The organism is Hymenobacter saemangeumensis (assembly GCF_039541835.1).
GTDB lineage: Bacteria > Bacteroidota > Bacteroidia > Cytophagales > Hymenobacteraceae > Hymenobacter > Hymenobacter saemangeumensis.
The window spans coordinates 1-18154 of record NZ_BAABGZ010000063.1 but is presented as its reverse complement, the minus strand read 5'-3'; the positions used below and the strand labels follow the sequence as shown (position 1 = coordinate 18154).

7 protein-coding genes are annotated in these 18154 nt (G+C 63.7%); 4 read left to right on the top strand and 3 right to left on the bottom strand.

Features of this window, described 5'->3' with window-relative positions:
• The first annotated feature begins 405 nt into the window (after window positions 1-405).
• Window positions 406-4437 (top strand): fibronectin type III domain-containing protein, encoded by a 4032-nt coding sequence (locus tag ABD919_RS15090; protein WP_345236860.1) that lies wholly within the window; start codon window positions 406-408, stop codon window positions 4435-4437.
• Window positions 4438-4840: 403 nt separating this feature from the next.
• Window positions 4841-13351 (top strand): T9SS type A sorting domain-containing protein, encoded by an 8511-nt coding sequence (locus ABD919_RS15085; RefSeq protein WP_345236859.1) that lies wholly within the window; start codon window positions 4841-4843, stop codon window positions 13349-13351.
• Window positions 13352-13431: 80 nt separating this feature from the next.
• Here ABD919_RS15085 and ABD919_RS15080 read toward each other — a convergent pair whose 3' ends face one another.
• Together ABD919_RS15080 and ABD919_RS15075 are read right to left on the bottom strand one after the other, a co-directional pair.
• Window positions 13432-14469, bottom strand: a complete 1038-nt coding sequence (locus tag ABD919_RS15080) for a ComEA family DNA-binding protein (RefSeq protein ID WP_345236858.1) — start codon at window positions 14467-14469, stop codon at window positions 13432-13434.
• Between the two features lie 159 nt (window positions 14470-14628).
• Window positions 14629-16185, bottom strand: a complete 1557-nt coding sequence (locus tag ABD919_RS15075; protein ID WP_345236857.1) for an alpha/beta hydrolase — start codon at window positions 16183-16185, stop codon at window positions 14629-14631.
• 257 nt (window positions 16186-16442) lie between these two features.
• Here ABD919_RS15075 and ABD919_RS15070 point away from each other — a divergent pair, with 257 nt between their 5' ends.
• Together ABD919_RS15070 and ABD919_RS15065 are read left to right on the top strand one after the other, a co-directional pair.
• Complete coding sequence (locus tag ABD919_RS15070) at window positions 16443-16694, top strand: AbrB/MazE/SpoVT family DNA-binding domain-containing protein (protein ID WP_345236856.1); 252 nt, start codon at window positions 16443-16445, stop codon at window positions 16692-16694.
• Window positions 16688-17023 (top strand): type II toxin-antitoxin system PemK/MazF family toxin, encoded by a 336-nt coding sequence (locus ABD919_RS15065; RefSeq protein ID WP_345236855.1) that lies wholly within the window; start codon window positions 16688-16690, stop codon window positions 17021-17023. The genes ABD919_RS15070 and ABD919_RS15065 overlap by 7 nt, the downstream gene beginning before the upstream one ends.
• Here ABD919_RS15065 and ABD919_RS15060 read toward each other — a convergent pair whose 3' ends face one another.
• Window positions 17024-18016, bottom strand: a complete 993-nt coding sequence (locus tag ABD919_RS15060; protein WP_345236854.1) for a hypothetical protein — start codon at window positions 18014-18016, stop codon at window positions 17024-17026.
• Window positions 18017-18154: the final 138 nt, after the last annotated feature.

The window sequence follows — 18154 nt, the reverse complement described above, 5'->3', positions numbered from 1 at the left end:
ATGCTGACATACATGCCGAGTGTACTGCATTTGTATACAGTTAATAATTAAATATTTGCTAAGCCTATTCTGGCGGCGTTGCCGGACTTGCCTGCAGGGAGCGAGGGAGCCATTGGGCTAAATCAGTCTCCCGGTATTTTAGGAAAGAAGGTGTATATTGACTGCCATAACGACTTGCTTTTGGGAGCCGGCTTTGCCCGCCTGCTCATTGCTGCCGCTCCTGGCCCAAGCTTCCTCGCGACTCCTGTATTGACAGGTGTGCCCGCTTATCGGAATTGAAACGATTTAAGTAGTGCTTTTTGCTGGCGCGGCTCTGGTAGCATCGTCATAAGATATGTGCCCTGGCAGTAGCTAACACCCATTGGCTGCTGACTTTTTTAATTTCCCACTTTCCCCCCCAAGTCTATGCTAACAAAACTATGCAACTCGGCGTGCTGGCCTGCTGCCTGGCTTCTGCTGCTCACCTGTCTGACGCTGGGCTCGCTTCGGGCCCAGACGGTGACCATTGGCGCTATAGCTGTGCCTGTGGTAGCGCCGGCCACCAGCAGCTATCTATACGGGCCGCTGTACCGCTCTTCCACGGCGTCTACGTTCAACTACTCGCGCTACGCTCACCTCTACCAGGCCACCGAGCTTAACATTCCTACCGGGGCTGTTATCACCGAGCTGGCCTGGCTGAAATCGACGGGCGCGGAGCTTACCGGCAGCAATACCTTCTCGGTGCTGCTGGCCAACTCGTCCCTCACTACGCTGCCCTCGCCCCAGCCCTGGAATACGCTTAGTGCCGGCGCCACGCCCGTGTACACCTCGGCCAACCAGCAGGTGACCGGCGCAGCGGGCACGTACTTCAGCGTGACGCTCAACCAGCCTTTTGTATACACCGGCGGCAACCTGCTCATCCTGACCAACCACGAAAAGCGCGGGACTGCCACGGCTGCGTTGAACTTTGTGACCAACCCGGCTGCGGGTCTGGCGCTGGGCTTTGCCTCGGGCACGGCCCCCACGCCTGCTACCAACCTAACCACTACATACGGCAACCGCCGGCCCACGCTGCGTATCAGCTTCGTACCCGGCGGCCCCTGCACGGCACCACCCACGGCGGGTACTACCCGCGCCGCCTCTGATACGCTTTGTGCCGGCGGCAGCACCACGCTGTTCCTAAACGGCGCCTCCTACGGCCAAAACCAGACCTACCAGTTCCAGCAGTCGACCGATGGGGTTACCTACACCGATATTGCCGGCGCAACCTCACCGTTCTTTGTCACCGGCGCTTTGAGCGCGCCCCGGTTCTACCGCGCCCGGCTGACCTGCGGCGGGCAGACGGCCACCTCTGCGCCCGTGCGGGTATTTGTGCAGGCGCCCGTGTATGCCACCCTGCCCGTGCAGCAAAGCTTTGAGCAAACCTGGCTTAGCATCTGCGGCCTGCGCGACGCGCCTTCGGCCAGCTGGCGCAGCAACCCCGTGGTGGGCAACAACGCCTGGCGCCGCTACGACGACCCTAGCGGGGCCGGCTGGACCAGCCCCACCTTCGGCGGCTATACCCCCCAGGCCAGCCTGGGCAGCCATTCGGCCCGCTTCCACTCCTACATTGCCACGGCGGGCCTGGTGGGCACGCTAGACCTGTATGTAAACCTGAGCGCTCCCGGCCCCAAGGAGTTGACTTTTGACCACATCAACACCAACGGTACCGACTCCTTGTTTGTGCTGCTTTCCACCGATGGCGGGGCCACCTTCGGCCGGCCGCTGCTGCGGCTGGGCAGCGCGGCTCTGGCCAGCTTCACCTCCGAAAGCCTGCCGCTGACTACTACCTCGGCCACCGCCGTGGTTCGCTTTCTGGCGCGCAGCGACAATGGCACCACCGATATCGGCCTCGATAACGTGCAGATAGCGGCCACTTCGTCGTGCCTGGCTCCCGCTGGGCTGCAGGCCACCGGCATCACCAGCACCAGTGCCACCATTAGCTGGAGTGGCGCCGGCGGGCCGTACACGCTTGAGTATGGGCCGGAAGGCTTCACGCCCGGTACCGGCACCATGGTAGCCAGCCAAACGGCCGCTTCCTTCACTATCAACGGCCTGAGCGCCTTTACCGAGTACGACGTGTACGTGACGCAGGTGTGCGGCCCGGGCCAGACGTCTACCAGCAGCCCGCTCACCTTCACCACGCGCATCAGCAACGACGACTGCGCCACGGCCCTCACGCTCACCCCCGGGGCCACTTGCCTGGCGGTACGGGGCTCGGTGTTTCAGGCCACGGCTTCGGCCGGGGCGCCGGTGTGCACGCCCAGCGTGGGCACCCCCGACGATGACGTGTGGTTTACGTTCGTGGCTACGGCCACTGCCCACGACATTCGCCTGGCCGAAGGCGTTGGCTTCGACGGGGCCATGCAGCTGCTGACCGGCACTTGCGGCACCCTCGTAAACCGGCAGTGCGTGGACGCCACCACGGCTAACGGGGTTGAAGTAATTCAGGCTACCGGCCTCACGGTGGGCGACCGCTACTATGTGCGCGTGTACTCCTGGACGGCCACCGCGCCCACGGCAGCCAACAGCAGCTTCAGCATCTGCGTGAGTGCGCCCGCTACCATTCCTACCAACGACAACTGTGCTGGTGCCATCAGCCTGGCTTCGCGCAACACCTGCTCGCCGCTGCTAGGCACTACTTTCCGGGCTACGGCCTCGGCCGGGGCGCCGGTGTGCACGCCCGCGCTGGGCACAGCCGACGACGACGTGTGGTATTCCTTCGTAGCCACTGCCGCCTCACACGACGTGCGGGTAGATGAGCTGGCCGGCTTCGATGCCGTGGTGCAGGTGCTGGCCGGCACCTGCGGCACCTTGAGCAGCGTGCAATGCACCGACCGAACCGCCGCCGGCGGCGTGGAGCTATTCCGCGTGGGCGGCCTCACGGTAGGCAGCACCTACTTCGTGCGGGTGTACTCGTTCTCGAATACGGCCCCCACCATCAGCAACAGTAACTTTACTATCTGCATCACCAACGCCCCGCCGCCACCAGCCAACGACGACTGCGCGGGCGCCACGCCCCTGCCGGTGCGGATAGGTGCCACGAGCTGCACCTCGCCCACCACGAGCACCAACGTGGGTGCCTCGGCTTCGGCGGGCGTGCCCGCACCCACGGCCTGCACCACCCCTACTTCTGGTACGGCCAATTACCAGGGCGGCGACGTGTGGTTTGAAGTAACCGTGCCCCCCGCCGGCATTATCCGGCTGGAAACCGGCCCGGTAGCCAGCAGCCCCATCCTCGATACGGGCATGGCCGTGTATGCCGGCACCTGCGGCAGCCTCACCCAGATTGAGTGCGATGACAACGACTCTCCCAATGGCAACTTCTCCCTTATCTCTCTAACCGGGCGTAGTCCGGGCGAGGTGCTGTACGTGCGGGTGTGGGAAGCCGGCAACGACCTGGAAGGCAGCTTCACCATCTGTGCCACCGCCCCGGCAACCTGCATAGTCCCGGCCGCGCCGGGCGCCGATAACATCAGCGCGACCGGCGCCGACCTTACCTGGGGCGGCGCGGCGGCGGCCGGGGAAAGCTTTACGGTGGAGTATGGCCTGGCGGGCTTTGCACCCGGCAGCGGCACCACGCTGATGAACCTGACCACCAATCTGACGTCGCTAACCGGCCTGCAGGCCGATACCGAGTATTGCTTTTACGTAACCAAGGTGTGTGGCGGCACGCAGGGCAACAGCCCCACGGCAGGCCCCATCTGTTTCCGCACGCTGCAGGCGGTGCCTGCCAACGATGAACCCTGCGGGGCTATCGTGCTGGCTGTGAGCAGCAGTGCGCCTACCTACCTGGCGGCTACCACTGTGGGGGCCACCACCAGCACCGACAACGACCTGCAGCTACCGGCCTGTTCGCCTGCCCTGCTGCCAAAAGACGTGTGGTTTGCCTTTACGGCTCCGGCCCCCACGGTATACCTCAACGTAACCGGCAACCCTGCTGGCATGGTACGGGTGTTCGAAGGAGCTAATTGCCAAGCTTCATTTACGCTGCTGGGCTGTCAGGGCGTAGGCAACAACCAGGCGGCTGGGGCCATCACGGCCACGGGCCTCATGGTCGGGCAGCGTTACTTCGTGGCGGTGTCGGGCTATGGTTCCGGCGATGTGCAGGGCGCCTTTAGCATTGCCGCGTCTACTGTAACGCTGGCTTCGCGCTCCAGCCTTGCAGCGGCTCTGAGCGTGTATCCCAATCCCAGCGACACGGGCCGGCTGACCGTGCAGCTTAGCGGCGGACAGGCAGCCGTGGCCCAGGCCACGCTGCTGAATGTGCTGGGCCAGGCTGTAATCACGCAGTCGCTGAGCCTGCACGCGGGAGCAGCCACGGAAACGCTGCATGTGGCCGCGCTGGCCCCCGGACTGTACACCCTGCAGCTGCGGGTGGGAGGCGTGCTGCTTAGCCGCAAAGTAGTGCTGAAATAAGACGGAATTTGCGGCTAGGCTTCGGGAAAAGGACCGGGTATATCCCCGGTTCTTTTCCCGGCTTTGTCCGGGTAGCCTTTTGGGCATCTCTGCCGGTTCAGCCCCCTCTGCGCTGGTTGCTAGCCCTGGCAGCGTATTTGAAAAGTGAAATAAGACGGCTCGCAAAGCCTGCCGTTGGGCCGGGCTGTTGTGCTGTTGTAACTTATTCACAATTTGGGCGTATGGCTTAGCCTAATGCAAGTATGCTTGCAAAGTGCTTCCAGTGTTAAATTGGAATAATTATATTTAACCTAATGCTTGTCAGTGTCTGAAGACAGATGATGTTAAGGAAATCGAAGCCCCCAGCTCCTGACTTAGTAATAACCTGACTTTTGTTTTTTCCACCCATTCTCTCCACAAGCCTATGCGCATATTTACAAAACGCTGGAAGCAGCTCTGGTTCGGTCAGACTCCCTTCCTCTCCCCCCGTCTTCGTAAGCGGGCCAGCCTGGCCGGGCTGGCAGTACTGCTGAGCAGCCTGGGCGCCCAGGCCCAGCTTTCGGGCATCAAAACCATCGACCCGGCCGGGTCGGGGCCCAACAACTACACCACCTTCACGGCGGCCGTTAATGCCCTGAACGCGGGCGGCAACGTTACTGCAGCGGGGGGCGTCACCTTCAACGTGGCCAAGGTAGCTTTTACCGAAGCCACGGGCGTGCCCGCCATTACGGTGTCGGGCTCGGCCACGGCCCCCATCATCTTCCAGGAAAACGGGCTGACGCCTTCTAACCTGGCCGACAACCCCACCATTACCCGTACCACGGGCAACAGCACGCTGACTGACGCCGTGGTGGCCATCAGCGGGGGCGACTACATCACCTTCGATGGCATCAACGTGGACGTTACCGCCGGCCTGGGCGCCAACGCGGTGGAGTTTGGCTACCTGGTGCGCAACACCGCCAGCAGTGGGGCCATCTTCAACACCATCCGCAATGCGCGCATTGTGCTGGACCGGGCCAACGTGTCGTCGGTGGGCGTGCTGCAAAGCTCCAGCGCCGCCACCACGGCCGGCGCCTCGGGCGGGGGCGGCGTGAGCGTAGCCACCGGCGGCACTAACTTCAACACCAACAACACCTACAGCGGGCTGGTGATTGAGAATGCCTACAAGGGCATTCACCTGCTCACGGCCAGCACCACGGTGTATGATGCCAACACCACCATCTCGGGCTGCACCATCGGGGCCAGCATGGCCAGCGTGCCCGGCGGCGACATCGGCAACGCCACCGGCACCTCGCTGGGCACGGTAACGGCCGGTATTCAGGCTGTTCGGCAAACCGAGGTCAACATCTTCGACAACACGGTGCAGAACGTGGTGTCGTTCGGCGCCATCGGCTCGGGCATCTCCGTGGAAGGCGCTTACGGCCCAAGCAACGTGTACCGCAACCGCGTGCTGCACATCCGCAACGTGGGCAGCAGCAGCACCAGCACGGTGTATGGCATGCGCCTCGACATTGCCCCCATCAGCAACGCGGCCAACGTGCTGACGGTGCACAATAACTTCGTGGCTGGCATCTCCCACGCCTACACCACGGCCACCTCTTCGCGCTACCTGGTAGGCATTGCCACCCAGGTAACGACCAGCACGGCCACGGCTAACGGCAGCATCCACCTGTTCTACAACAGCGTGCGCATTGAGGCGCTGCCCAGCTACGCCGGCTCCAGCATTGCCTTCAACGCGGGCGCGGCGGCCACCACCGGCCCGGTGCTCACGGTGCGCAATAACATCTTCGCCAACTTCTCGCCGGTGCAGGCCAGCGTTACGCCCAGCCGTATCGCCATTGGCTCGACGACCACCGCTACCTTCGGCGGCACGGGCTCGACTTCCGACTACAACGACCTGTACGTGCTGCCGGGGCAGGGTGCCGCCATCGGCTCGGCTGGCACTACCATAAGAGTTACGCTGGCCGACTGGCAGACCTCCTATCCCAATACCGGCCAGGGCGGAGCGGTGCCCATCGATAACAGCTCGCTGACGGTAGACCCCGAGTTTGGGTCAGACACCGACCTGCACACCTCGCTGGCGGCGCTCAACAACGCCGGCACGCCGGTAACTTCCAGCGCCCCCGGCATTGGCGTCGACATTGACCTGCAGGCCCGCAGCGCCAGCACGCCCGACATCGGGGCCGACGAGTTTACGCCGGCTGCCAGCGACGTGGCCGTTCTCAGCCTGGCCTCGCCCACGGCGCCCGTCGCCACGGGCCCGCGGACGGTTTCGGTGCTCATCCGCAACAACGGCACCAGCACCCTGAACACGGTGCGCCTGGAGTATACCCTGAACGGCGGCAGCGCCGTGGGCCAGAACTTCACCATTGCCGGCGGCCTGGCGCCCAACGCCACCACCACCCTCACCTTCACCACCCAGGCCACGCTCACCAGCGGGGCCAACACCTTTGTGGTGACCGGCAGCCTGCCCAACGGCGGCGCCGACCCCACCGCCGCCAACAACAGCATTACGGCTACGGTATACACGGCCCTGAGCGGCACTTACACCATCAACCGCCTGGCTGGCGCCAGCGCCACCAACTTCGTGAGCTTTACGGCAGCGGCGGCGGCCCTCAACAACGGCGGCATATCGGCTTCGGTGCGCTTCAACGTGCTGAACGGCCCCTACACCGAGCAGTTCGCGCTGGCTGAGGTAGCCGGCGTGAGCCCCACCGACACCATTGTGGTGGACGGCGGGGCCAGCAAGCAAACCCTGAGCTACTCGGGCACCGTGTCGCAGCCGGCTGCAGTTCAGCTCAACGGCACCGACTACGTCACCCTCAACAACCTCACCATCGACGTATCGGCCGGGGCCACCTATGGCATTGGCGTGCACCTGGTGGGCGCGGCCAACTTCAACCGGGTAAGCAACTCGGTAATCCGGGCGCCCTCGGCGGCCACCAGCGCTACGGCCAACTACGGCGTGGCTGTCAGCGGCAGCGTTACCTCCGGCACCACGGCCGGCTCGGCTACCGACCTGCGCGTGCAAAGCAACACCATCAGCGGGGGCTACAACGCGGTAATTGCCACCGGCGCGTTGGCCACCATGCTCACGGGCATCTACGTAACGAACAACGTCATAACCGATACCTACCTCTACGGCATCGACCTGGAGTTCACGGATGGCGCCACGGTGACCGGCAACGACATCAGCCGCCCCACCCGGGCTACTTTCTCCACGTTTGCGGGCCTGTATTTCACGGGCGCCACGCTCAACGCCTACGTGACCCGCAACCGCATTCACGACCCGGCCACGGCCACGCCCACGTCGACCAGCGCGGCCTACGGCATCTACTTCACCTCGGCCGACGGCACGCCCGGCAACGGCAACGTGGTGTTTAACAACCTGGTGTATAACTTCATCACGGCCGGCATTCAGTACGGTATCTACAACGTGGGCTCCGACTACGGCCAGTACTACCACAACACCATCTCGCTCGACCACGCGGCCAGCACCTCGACCTCGGTAACCTACGGCTTTTACCAGACCACCCAGGCCGACGGCATTGAGTTCCGCAACAACATCGTGAGCGTAACCCGCGGCGGCACGGCCAACCGCGTGGCCCTGTACTTTAACACTCCTGCTTCCAATATCAGCTCCAACTACAACGACCTGTACGTGGGCACGGGCGGTAACTACTTTACTGGTTACTACGGCGCCACGTATGCGACGCTGCTGGATTGGCAGGGAGCCAACGGCAGAATCTACGACCAGAACAGCGTGCAGGCCGACCCCAACTTCGTGGGTGCTACCCTGGTGCCCTCGTCGGCGGTGCTGAACGGAGCCGGCGACCCGGCCCTGCTGCCCATCGTGCCCCGCGACTTTGCCAACGTGCTGCGCAGCAACCCGCCCGACCTGGGTGCCTACGAGTTTACGCCCGTGGCCAACGACGTGGCCGTGCTGGGCTTTGTGGCGCCGGCTCCGCCCATCGCGGCCGGCTCGTCGCCGGTAACCGTGACGCTGCAGAACAACGGTGGCGGCACGCTCAACAGCGTGACGCTGGCTTATACCTACAACGGTGGCACCACCGTCACCCAGACCTTCACCGGCCTGAACATCGTCTCGGGCCAGACCGGCACGGCCACCTTCACCACGCCGGTAGTGCTGCAGCCAGGCAGCGCCACGCTCAGCGTAGTGGCCTCGCTGCCCAACAACACGGCCGACGGCGACCCCAGCAACAACACCTTCACGACGACCTTCAACACGGCGCTGAGCGGTACCTACACCATTAACAACCTGGCGGGGGCCAGCGCCACCAACTTCGTGAGCTTCACGGCCGCCGCAACGGCCCTCAACGCCGGCGGCATCCTGGGCCCGGTGCAGTTCAACGTGCTGAACGGCCCCTACACCGAGCAGATTGAGCTGGGCCAGATTGCCGGTACCTCGGCTACCGACACGGTGGTGTTCAACGGCAACAGCCGCACCATCCGCTTCGGCTCGGCCGATGCCAACCAGCGGGCCGTTATCAAGCTCAACGGCACCGACTACGTAAGCTTCCTGAACCTGACCATCGACGCCACCAACGGCGGAGCCACGCCGGCCCCCACCTACGGCTGGGGCGTGCACCTGATAAACGGCGCCGACTACAACCGCTTCCGCGGCTGCGACATCCGCACGGACATGGCCTCGACCTCGTCGGTAAACTACGCCGGTATTGTGGGCAGCGGCTCCAACACCAGCCCGGCCACGCTGGGCAACTCGGCCAGCTTCCTGCGCCTGGAAAACAACACCGTGAGCGGCGGCTACTACGGCATCATCCTGAACGGAGCCAGCACCACCGTGCGCAGCCAGGGCCTGCTGCTGACGGGCAATGAGGTGCGCGACTTCTACCTCTACGGCATCGACGTGGAGAACAGCGACGGGGCCCGCATCGTGAGCAACAACGTGCATCGCCCCACCCGCGGCAACGGCAGCACCTTCTACGGTGTGTACATGAGCGGCAGCATCAACGCCGCCGTGGAGCGGAACCGCATTCACCATCCCTTCACGGGCAACCCCACTTCTACGTCGTCGGCATATGGGGTGTACTTCTCAGCCAACGACGGCCTGGCCGGCAGCGAGAACGACGTGGTGAACAACCTGATTTACGACTTCAACGGCTCGGGTATTGCATACGGCATCTACAACAGCAGCTCGGACTTTGCCCGCTACTACCACAACACGATTTCGCTCGACAACACCGGCGTGACCAGCACCTCGGCCACGGCCGGCTTCTACCAGACCACGCTGGCTACGGGCATTGAGTTTGTGAACAACGTGGTGAGCGTGACCCGCAACCCCAGCGGCACGGGCGCCAAGAACGCGCTGCTCTTCAGCACCGCCACGTCGTCTATCTACTCCGATTACAACGACCTGTTCGTGGGCACGGGCACCAACTTCTACACCGGCACCCACGGCACCACGACGTTTGCCACCCTGGCCAACTGGCGCACGGCCAACAACAACAGCTACGACGCCAACAGCGTACAGGCCGACCCGCTGTTCGCAGCGCCGGCCTCGGGTAACTTCGTGCCCATGGCAGTGGCTCTCAACAACGTGGGCCTGCCCTCGGTGCTGGCCCGCGTGCCCCGCGACTTTGCCAACGTGCTGCGCAACAGCCCGCCCGACCTGGGTGCCTTCGAGTTCACGCCCGTGGCCATCGACCTGGCGCCGGTGGCGCTGGTTGCCCCCCTGAGCAACCCCTCCTGCCCCGGTACAGCTGAATCGGTCGAAGTAAGCGTGCGCAACATGGGCAGCAGCACGCTGAACTTCGCTGCCAACCCTGCCACGGTAACGGTGAGCGTAACCGGCGCCACCACGGCCACCCTGACCGCTACGGTTAACAGCGGCACCCTGGCATCGGGCGCCACCCGCAGCGTGACCCTGTCGCCGACGCTCAACATGAGCGCCGTGGGCACCTACACCTTCGCCATCTCGGCCGCGGTAGCCGGCGACCAGAACAGCAGCAACACGCTGCTCACGCCCAGCCCCACCGCTACCGTAGCGGCCCCCGTAGCGGGCACCATCACGCCCAGCTCGGCCGTGCTGTGCGTGAGCGGTACCGTCACTTTGAACCTGGCCGGTGCCGCCAACGGCAGCACGCAGTTCCAGCAGTCGACCGACAACATGAACTTTGTCGACGTGAGCACCGGCACGGGCGGCACTACGACCAGCTACACCACCGGCACGCTGACCCAGACCACCTACTTCCGGGCCCAGACCCGCTGCAACAGCAGCGTGGCCAACTCCAACGTGGTGACCGTGACGGTAAACAACCCGCAGCCGGCCGCCACCAACGCGCCGCAAGCCATCTGCAGCGGCTCGACGGCTACGCTGACGGTAACGGGCACTACCGGCCAGACGTTCCAGTTCTTCGGCAGCGCTAGCGGCGGCACGGCCCTGACCAGCACCACGGGCGGCACGGCCAGCAGCCCCACGGCCAGCTTCACCACGCCGGCCCTCACGGCCAACACCACTTATTATGTGGAGACCTCCACCGGTGGCGTGGCCACGGTAGGCCCGCTCACCAACACCGCCGTGAGTACTTCCGGCGGCGGCTTCTCGCCCACGGTGAAGTACGGTATGATATTCAACGCCACCAATGCCACCACCCTGACCGGGGTGTACGTGTACCCCACCGCCGCCGGCAACGCCGTGATTACGCTGGAGTCGGCCGTAACGGGGGGCACGGTGCTGCAAACCTACACGGCTACCTTAACGGCCGCCGACGTGAACCAGAAGACCTTTGTGCCGCTGAACTTCAACGTGCCGGCCGGAAACGGGCTGCTGCTGTCGCTGGCTACCACCACCAACGGCACGACGGCCGTGCTCTACCGCAACACGGCCGGGGGCAACTACCCCTACGTGAGCAGCGACGGCAACGTGACCATTACGTCCAATAACTTCGCCTCGCAGGCCACCACGTACTACTACTACTTCTACGACTGGCGCCTGGGCTCTACCTGCACGGGCAGCCGCGTGCCGCTGCAGGTAAACGTGACGCCGGCCACCACGCTGTCGGGCACCCAGTCCAGCGTGTCGGGCACCTACTGCGACGTGAACATCACCGGCAACGCCACCCTGACCGGCCCGCTGACGGTGAACGGCACCCTGACCCTGGCCAGCGGCGCCAGCCTGAACACCAACTGCCAGACCATTAGTGGCACGGGCAGCTTTGTGATGCAGGCCGGCAGCACGCTGCTCATCTGCTCGCCAGCCGGCATTACCGCTTCGGGTGCCAACGGCCCGGTTCAGGTAAGCGGCACCCGCAGCTATAGCCCCGATGCCAGCTACGTGTACAATGGCAGCGCGGCCCAGGTAACCGGCAACGGCCTGCCCGCCCAGGTGCGCAACCTCACCGTGGACAACGCCGCTGGCCTGAGCCTGAGCCAGGCCCTGAGCGTGGCCCAGGTGATTCGCCTCAGCAACGGCAACCTGAGCACCAGCGGCAACGGCCTCACCCTGCTCTCGTCGGCTGCCGGCACGGCCCTGGTGGTGAACACCAGCGGCGTGGTGAGCGGCACCGTGACGGTGCAGCGCTACATCGACCCCAGCCTCAACCCCGGCCTGGGCTACCGCCACTACGCGCCCCCGGTGCTGGGCTCCACCGTAGCCGACCTGGCCACGGCTACCGGCTTCACGCCGGTGGTGAACCCGGCCTACAACACCTCGGCCAACCCCGGCTTTGTGACGCCCTTCCCCACGGTGTACGGCTACGACGAAACCCGCCTGGTCAGCTCGCCAGCCACCAGCCTGGCACCTTTTGAGAAAGGCTGGTTCTCGCCCGCCTCGCTCGCCAGCCCCCTGCAGAACGGCCGCGGCTACACCGTGAACATCGGCGCCAACCAGCTGGTCGACTTCAACGGCACCCTGGTAAACGGCGACCAGACCTTTGGTAGCCTGAGCCGCGGCACCGACGCCGAAGCCGGCTGGCAGTTCCTGGGCAACCCCTTCCCGTCGCCCATCGACTGGAGCATGCTGTCCACGGCCGACTTCACCAACCTCGACCAGGCCGTGTACATCTACAAGTCGACCGGCCGCTACACGGGCGCTTACACCGCCTACGTGAACGGCGTGGGCGGCCCCCAGGAAATTGCCACCGCCCAGGGCTTCTTTGTGCGCACCAGCAGCCCCGGCACCGGCACCCTGCGCCTGCCCAATGCCATCCGCAAAACCACCTACTCGGCCCAGCCCACCTTCAACCGCACGGCCGGCACCCGTCCGCTGCTGCAGCTGGAGCTGAGCGGTGCCTCGCTGGCTGATGCCGCCTACGTGTACTTCGAGCAGGGCGCTACGGCGGCTGCCGACGGCCGCCACGATGCCGTGAAGATGCCCAACACCCACGGCCTCAACCTGAGCTCAGTGGCGGCCGGCGCCAGTCTGGCCATCAACGGCCTGCCTCTGCTGGGCAGCCAGGCCACGGTAGTTCCCTTGCAGGTAGCCGCGCCCCAGGCCGGCAGCTACACCTTCGCGGTGGCCGAGCTGCTGAACTTCCTGCCCGGCACCCAGGTAGAGCTGCGCGACGCCCTCACGGGCCGCAGCACGCTGCTGCAGGCGGGCACCCGCTACACCGCCACGCTGCCCGCCGGCTCAGCCGGTACCCGCTTCAGCCTGGTGTTCCGCGAAGCCGCCGTTACGGCCAGCCAGTCGGCCCTCGACGCGGCCCTGGTCAGCCTGTATCCCAACCCGGCCCACGGCCGCTTCACGCTGCAGGTGCCGCCGGTGAGCGGCCACGCTAAGGTGCACACCACCCTGCTCAATGCCCTGGGCCAGGTGGTAGCCGAGCGTAGCCTCCCGCTAACGGCAGCCGGTGCCACCACGGAGTTTAACACGAGCAGCCTGGCCGCCGGGGTGTACACCCTGCAGGTGCGCGCCGGCCAGCTGCTGGTAACCAAGCGCGTGGTGGTGGAATAAGCCCCGCGAAGCGTAGTAAACTAAAAAGCCCCGGCGTTTGCCGGGGCTTTTTTTGTTGGCATTTTCCGATTGGCAGCTGCCTATTCCAGCCGGAGGTAGGGCCGCATCTTCTCCCATTCCTCGGGCTTGAGCCGGGGCATGGCCTGCAGCTCGTCGGCCGACTTGAAGGGCCCGTGCTGCTGGCGGTAAGCCACAATCAGGCGGGCCAGGCTTTTGCGGATGTAGGGGTGCCCGTACATCTCATCGAACGTAGCCGTGTTGATGGCCACCTGCTGGGGCACGAAGCCCGGGGCAATAAAAGTGTACTTCTTCAGGCTGTCGCGCAGGTCGGGGGCGTCGCGCAGCACGAAAATGTCGTCGAGCTGGTCTTTGTGCACGTAGCCGCCCAGCAGGTTGCGCTGCTGCACCACCCATTTGGCCCGGCCCCGGCCTATGCCCCGAATCTGCATGAGCTGGGTGGTGTCGGCCAGGTTCAGGTCGAAGGGCTGCAGGTGGCGGGGCTTGCGCGGGTAGGCGCTTGTTTCCTTATTACCGGCCAGCGTTGAGCCGCTTTGGTTGCCGTAGCGGGGCGTTTCGCGCCGGGGCAGCTCATCCGGCAGCTGCATGAAGGGCGCCAGGCGCTGGTACAGGGAGTCCTCCAGCCCATACATTTTCTTTATCTGGGCCTTGGCCTTGAAGCCCCCGGCCGCCGCCCGGTATTTCACCAGCCGGGCCGCCACAAAGTGGGGCAGGCCCCGCGCTTCCCAGCCCTCGGCCGTAAGCGCGTTGGGGTCGAAGGGAGCCAGCGGCACCCGGGCCACGGCGGGAAACCGTGAGCGGCCCCGCCCGGGGTACTCCCGCTTCGGGTAGCGGGCGGGGAAGGAGCTGGCAAAGCTGCTGCGGTGCTCCTTCAGGGCGGCCACCTGCCGGTTGAGGGCTTGTTGGTCGGCCGCCGGCAGGTAAGCGGGCAGGTCGGGCTTGAGAAAAACCGGGGCGACGGCTACGGCCAGCATCAGGGCCAGCAGCAGCGCTAGGGCGCGGGCTTCGCTGCGCGAGTAGCCCAGGTAGCGGCGCAGCCAGTGCAAAACGGGGTTACGCCGGACGGTGGTCCGGGGGTGGGTAGAAGTAGGAGCAGGCAAGGCAGCAGCGGTGAGTGGGTAGAACGCAGGCAGGCAACCCGGTCAGAATATGAACGAATAGCGCGTTCAATATAAACAGGATTCACCGTAAAGCGGAATTCCATTCCGCTCACCCACTACTTCTTCACCTAACCGCGGAATGAGATTCCGCGCTGCACGCTAGCGGCTGCGCACCCCCGCCGTGCTGCCCGTCACTTTGGGGTTGGCCGCGGTGCGGCTGCGAACCGGCGCTTTGGCTTTGGGCCTGGGCCCGGCTGGCCGGGCCGGCTTGGGCTTGGGCGGCTCGGGCCGCTGCACCGTCACGGGCAGAGCCGGGGCGGCGGGGCGGCCGTGGGCTACCAGCCACTTGCGCATTATCTCCAGGCCCTCGGGCGAGAACGCCGCTTTCTGCTTGCCATTCACCAGGGGCCAGTCGGCCGGGTCGGGCTGAAACCAGTGGTTGACGCCGCTGAGCTTGTGCACGTCCACGCCAAACGGGGTGCGCTTCAGCCCCTTCTGCAACGGGGGCAGGTTGCGGCTGGCCGTCACCTGCAGGTCGGCCGTGCCGTTGAGCAGCAGCACCGGGCACTGCACCTGGGCCAGCTTATCCTGGGGGTTGAAGTCGAAGAAAAAGCGCGACCAGGGCGAGGTCAGCTGGGTGGCGCGGGCCCGGGCCATGGCCGGGTCCAGGCCGGCGTTGGCGCTGCGCAGCAGGGCCGCCACCTTAGTGCGGGCCGCTTCGTTGTCGGGCGTTTCGCGGATAATGGCCACCGTGCGCTCGTACAGGCCCTGCACCGCCTTCACCTGGGCCCGGTCGGAGCCGATGAGGCGCATAATCTCGCCTTCCTGCCGGCGCAGCACGTCGTAGCCCGGCAGGCCGTAACCGGCCAGCGACACCACGAAGTCGGGGTTTTTGGGCTGCGCAGCGGCCAGCAGGGCCACGTTGGCGCCCTCGCCGTGCCCAATCAGCCCCACGTGGTGCTTGGAGATGCGCGGCTGGCTGCGGAGAAAGGCCAGCGCCGCCTGGGCGTCCGTCACGAAGGTGTTGGTAGTGGCTGTGGCGTAGCTGCCCGTGGAGCGGCCCACGCCGCGGTCGTCGAAGCGCAGCACGGCAATGCCGCGGCGGGTAAGGTAGTCGGCCAGAATGCCAAACAGGTGGTAGTCCTGCAGCTCGGCTTCGCGGTCCTGCGGGCCCAGGTCGGAGAGCAGCACCACGGCGGTGAAGGGGCCCTCGCCGGGCGGCACCGTAAGCGTGCCGCTGAGCCGCACCCGCCCGGTGGGGTTCATAAAGGAGGCTTCAATTTCGCGGTAGGGCGGCGTGAGGCGCATTTTGGTGGCGGCCTGCGTAGCGGCGGGGGTGGTCGAGCGCTGCAGTACGAGCGGCGCGGTGAGGCCCGGCTGCTGCCACTTCCCGCTGAGGGTGGCGCCCTCGTCCAGCACCTTGCCGGTGAAGCTGCTGCCGGCCTGCTCCACCCGGAAGCTGATGTCGTCGTCCTTCACCGTCACTTCCACCGGCATGCGGCTGATGCGCTGCTGGGGCACGTCGAGGGCGGCGTAGTAAGTGCCGTTGCTGAGCGGCACAATGGTAATTATCATTTTCAGCGCGCCGCCCGGGACGGTCAGCGGGCCTTCCCACTGCCCGCTCAGGCGGGGTGGGGTAGGGTCGGATGCGTGGCAGTGGGCTCCCGGTAGTACAATGCCTAGTAGGAAGCAGAGGCGCAGTAAAAATTTATCCATAAAGTGCAAAAAAATGGCCGGATAGGTCCGGAAGCTTGTTTTCAACGGGGAAGTTACAGCTAGGGTAATGAAATCCAGCCTTTATTTTTTCTTTAGAAAATCTTATTTTTTGCTTAAGAAAGAAGGATGGTATTTTTGAATAGCTTCTTACCGTATTAGATGTTGGGCTTGCCATATCCAACAATCCGACATCAAAAGGAAAGCTGGGAATGATTTCAAGTTATACCTTTGTTATAACCACACCTGAGGCAATTATTATGATACAGACAGTCCGCAAAATCGGTAATTCCAGCGGGGTATTATTACCCAAGGCCATGCTGCAGGCCTGCGGCATTGAGGGGCAGGTGGAGGTAGAAATTCGTGATAAAACCATTGTGCTACGCCCGGTGGCAGCGCCACCACGTGCCCACTGGGACGCAGCGTTTGCGGCTGCCCTGGCTGCGGGCGATGCGCCCGAAGGTGACCTGTTCGAGGGAATGACCAACGAGTTTGACCGCACCGAATGGTAAGCGCCGCCTACCCACGCCGCTTCGAGGTATGGCTGGTGACGCTCGACCCTACACTGGGCAGTGAAATCGCAAAAACGCGCCCTTGTGTGGTGGTGTCACCCGATGCCGCCAACAAATTCCTGCGAACGGTATTGGTGGCCCCGCTCACCCATACCCAAAAGCGCTACCCGACGCGGGTTAACTGCACGTTTCAGCAGCAGCCCGGGCAGGTCGCCCTCGACCAGCTGCGGGCTGTGGATACCGTGCGACTGGTGAAGCACCTGGGTGAGCTGGAAGAGGCCACAGGCCGCGAGGTATGCGCCGTGCTGGGAGAAATGTTTGCGTGGTAGCTAAAAGCTGACGGCAATTGACGTCTCTTGATGAGATGTTGGAATCTGCTGAACAGCATAAAGTGCGTTCGTGATGCAGTCACTGGCACTATAGTGGGTGTAAATAAATACCTGCTGTGTATTGTAAAGTGTCGCGGTGCTGGAGCCTACCAGTGGTTTGGTTTTTGAAAGCAAGAAACGCTTTTTACCAGCTTTATCGGGTAATGGCAGCTGTATTGCGGGATTAGTTGCCAGGGCCAGCCGGCAAACTTCCAGCAAAATGTCCTTCCAGGTCTTGATGGGCTTTATGCTGCCATCAGGCAAGCGAAGCATTTTAGGCTTCTGGCCTGGTGGCAGGGAATGCATATGAAGCTGGCTTAGGTCGATATAGTCTGGTTGGTGCGTAGCGACTTTAGTAGCTGCCTTCGTTTTTGCTGCCGGCTTCTGAGCATTGGTTTTAGTTCGCGTAACACTGCTGTCCGATGGTTCATGCACGCCCGATGCTTTGAGCCCTGAGCCGATTCCGTGGCCGCTCTGCGCCGAGTCGAGCCAGTCAATGAGATGGTTTGCGGACGCTAGTAATTCTGATTCAGTTAGTTCGAATGTAATTGGCTCAGACTTGCCCTGGTGTAGATTGGAGTGGATATGCCAGCTAATACCATCGGTAATGCAAACCGTTTGCACATTGAGAGCTATTGCGTAACCTAGGATTTTCCCCACGTAGCTGTATTTATCCAGGTTGCTGCCCAGGCATTTGGCTTCAATAACGATACAAGGTCTTCCCAAAGCATCCCTAAGGAGGTAATCCACCCGCAGGTCATTACCAAGCGTCTTCTCAGGCTCTACCATCTGCACGTTGGCCGTATCCCAGCCCAGGGTCCGTAGCAGCGGCTCAATCAAGGCCGTGCGAGTTGCTGCCTCATTCTTGTGGAAGATGGACGCATGGCTTTCGGCTCGGTTACATATTTCCTGCAAGGCTTGGTATACAAGGGCAATGGGGCTCGGCGAAGACATATTCACAAGAAACTAAAATTGCGCAGGCAGTATAAACTGCAATGTTAGCCAGACTATGAAGCTGTTTAGGAAGTAGGGTGCCAATAAAAAAGACTTCCACGACGAGGCGAAATTTGGGGTGCGACCCACCTCATTTTT

Bases quoted from the DNA above. Each gene is read 5' to 3' on its own strand.
- ABD919_RS15090 (WP_345236860.1), top strand. From the start codon at position 406: ATGCTAACAAAACTATGCAACTCGGCGTGCTGGCCTGCTGCCTGGCTT.
- ABD919_RS15085 (WP_345236859.1), top strand. From the start codon at position 4,841: ATGCGCATATTTACAAAACGCTGGAAGCAGCTCTGGTTCGGTCAGACT.
- ABD919_RS15075 (WP_345236857.1), bottom strand. From the start codon at position 16,185: ATGGATAAATTTTTACTGCGCCTCTGCTTCCTACTAGGCATTGTACTA.
- ABD919_RS15070 (WP_345236856.1), top strand. From the start codon at position 16,443: ATGATACAGACAGTCCGCAAAATCGGTAATTCCAGCGGGGTATTATTA.
- ABD919_RS15065 (WP_345236855.1), top strand. From the start codon at position 16,688: ATGGTAAGCGCCGCCTACCCACGCCGCTTCGAGGTATGGCTGGTGACG.
- ABD919_RS15060 (WP_345236854.1), bottom strand. From the start codon at position 18,016: ATGTCTTCGCCGAGCCCCATTGCCCTTGTATACCAAGCCTTGCAGGAA.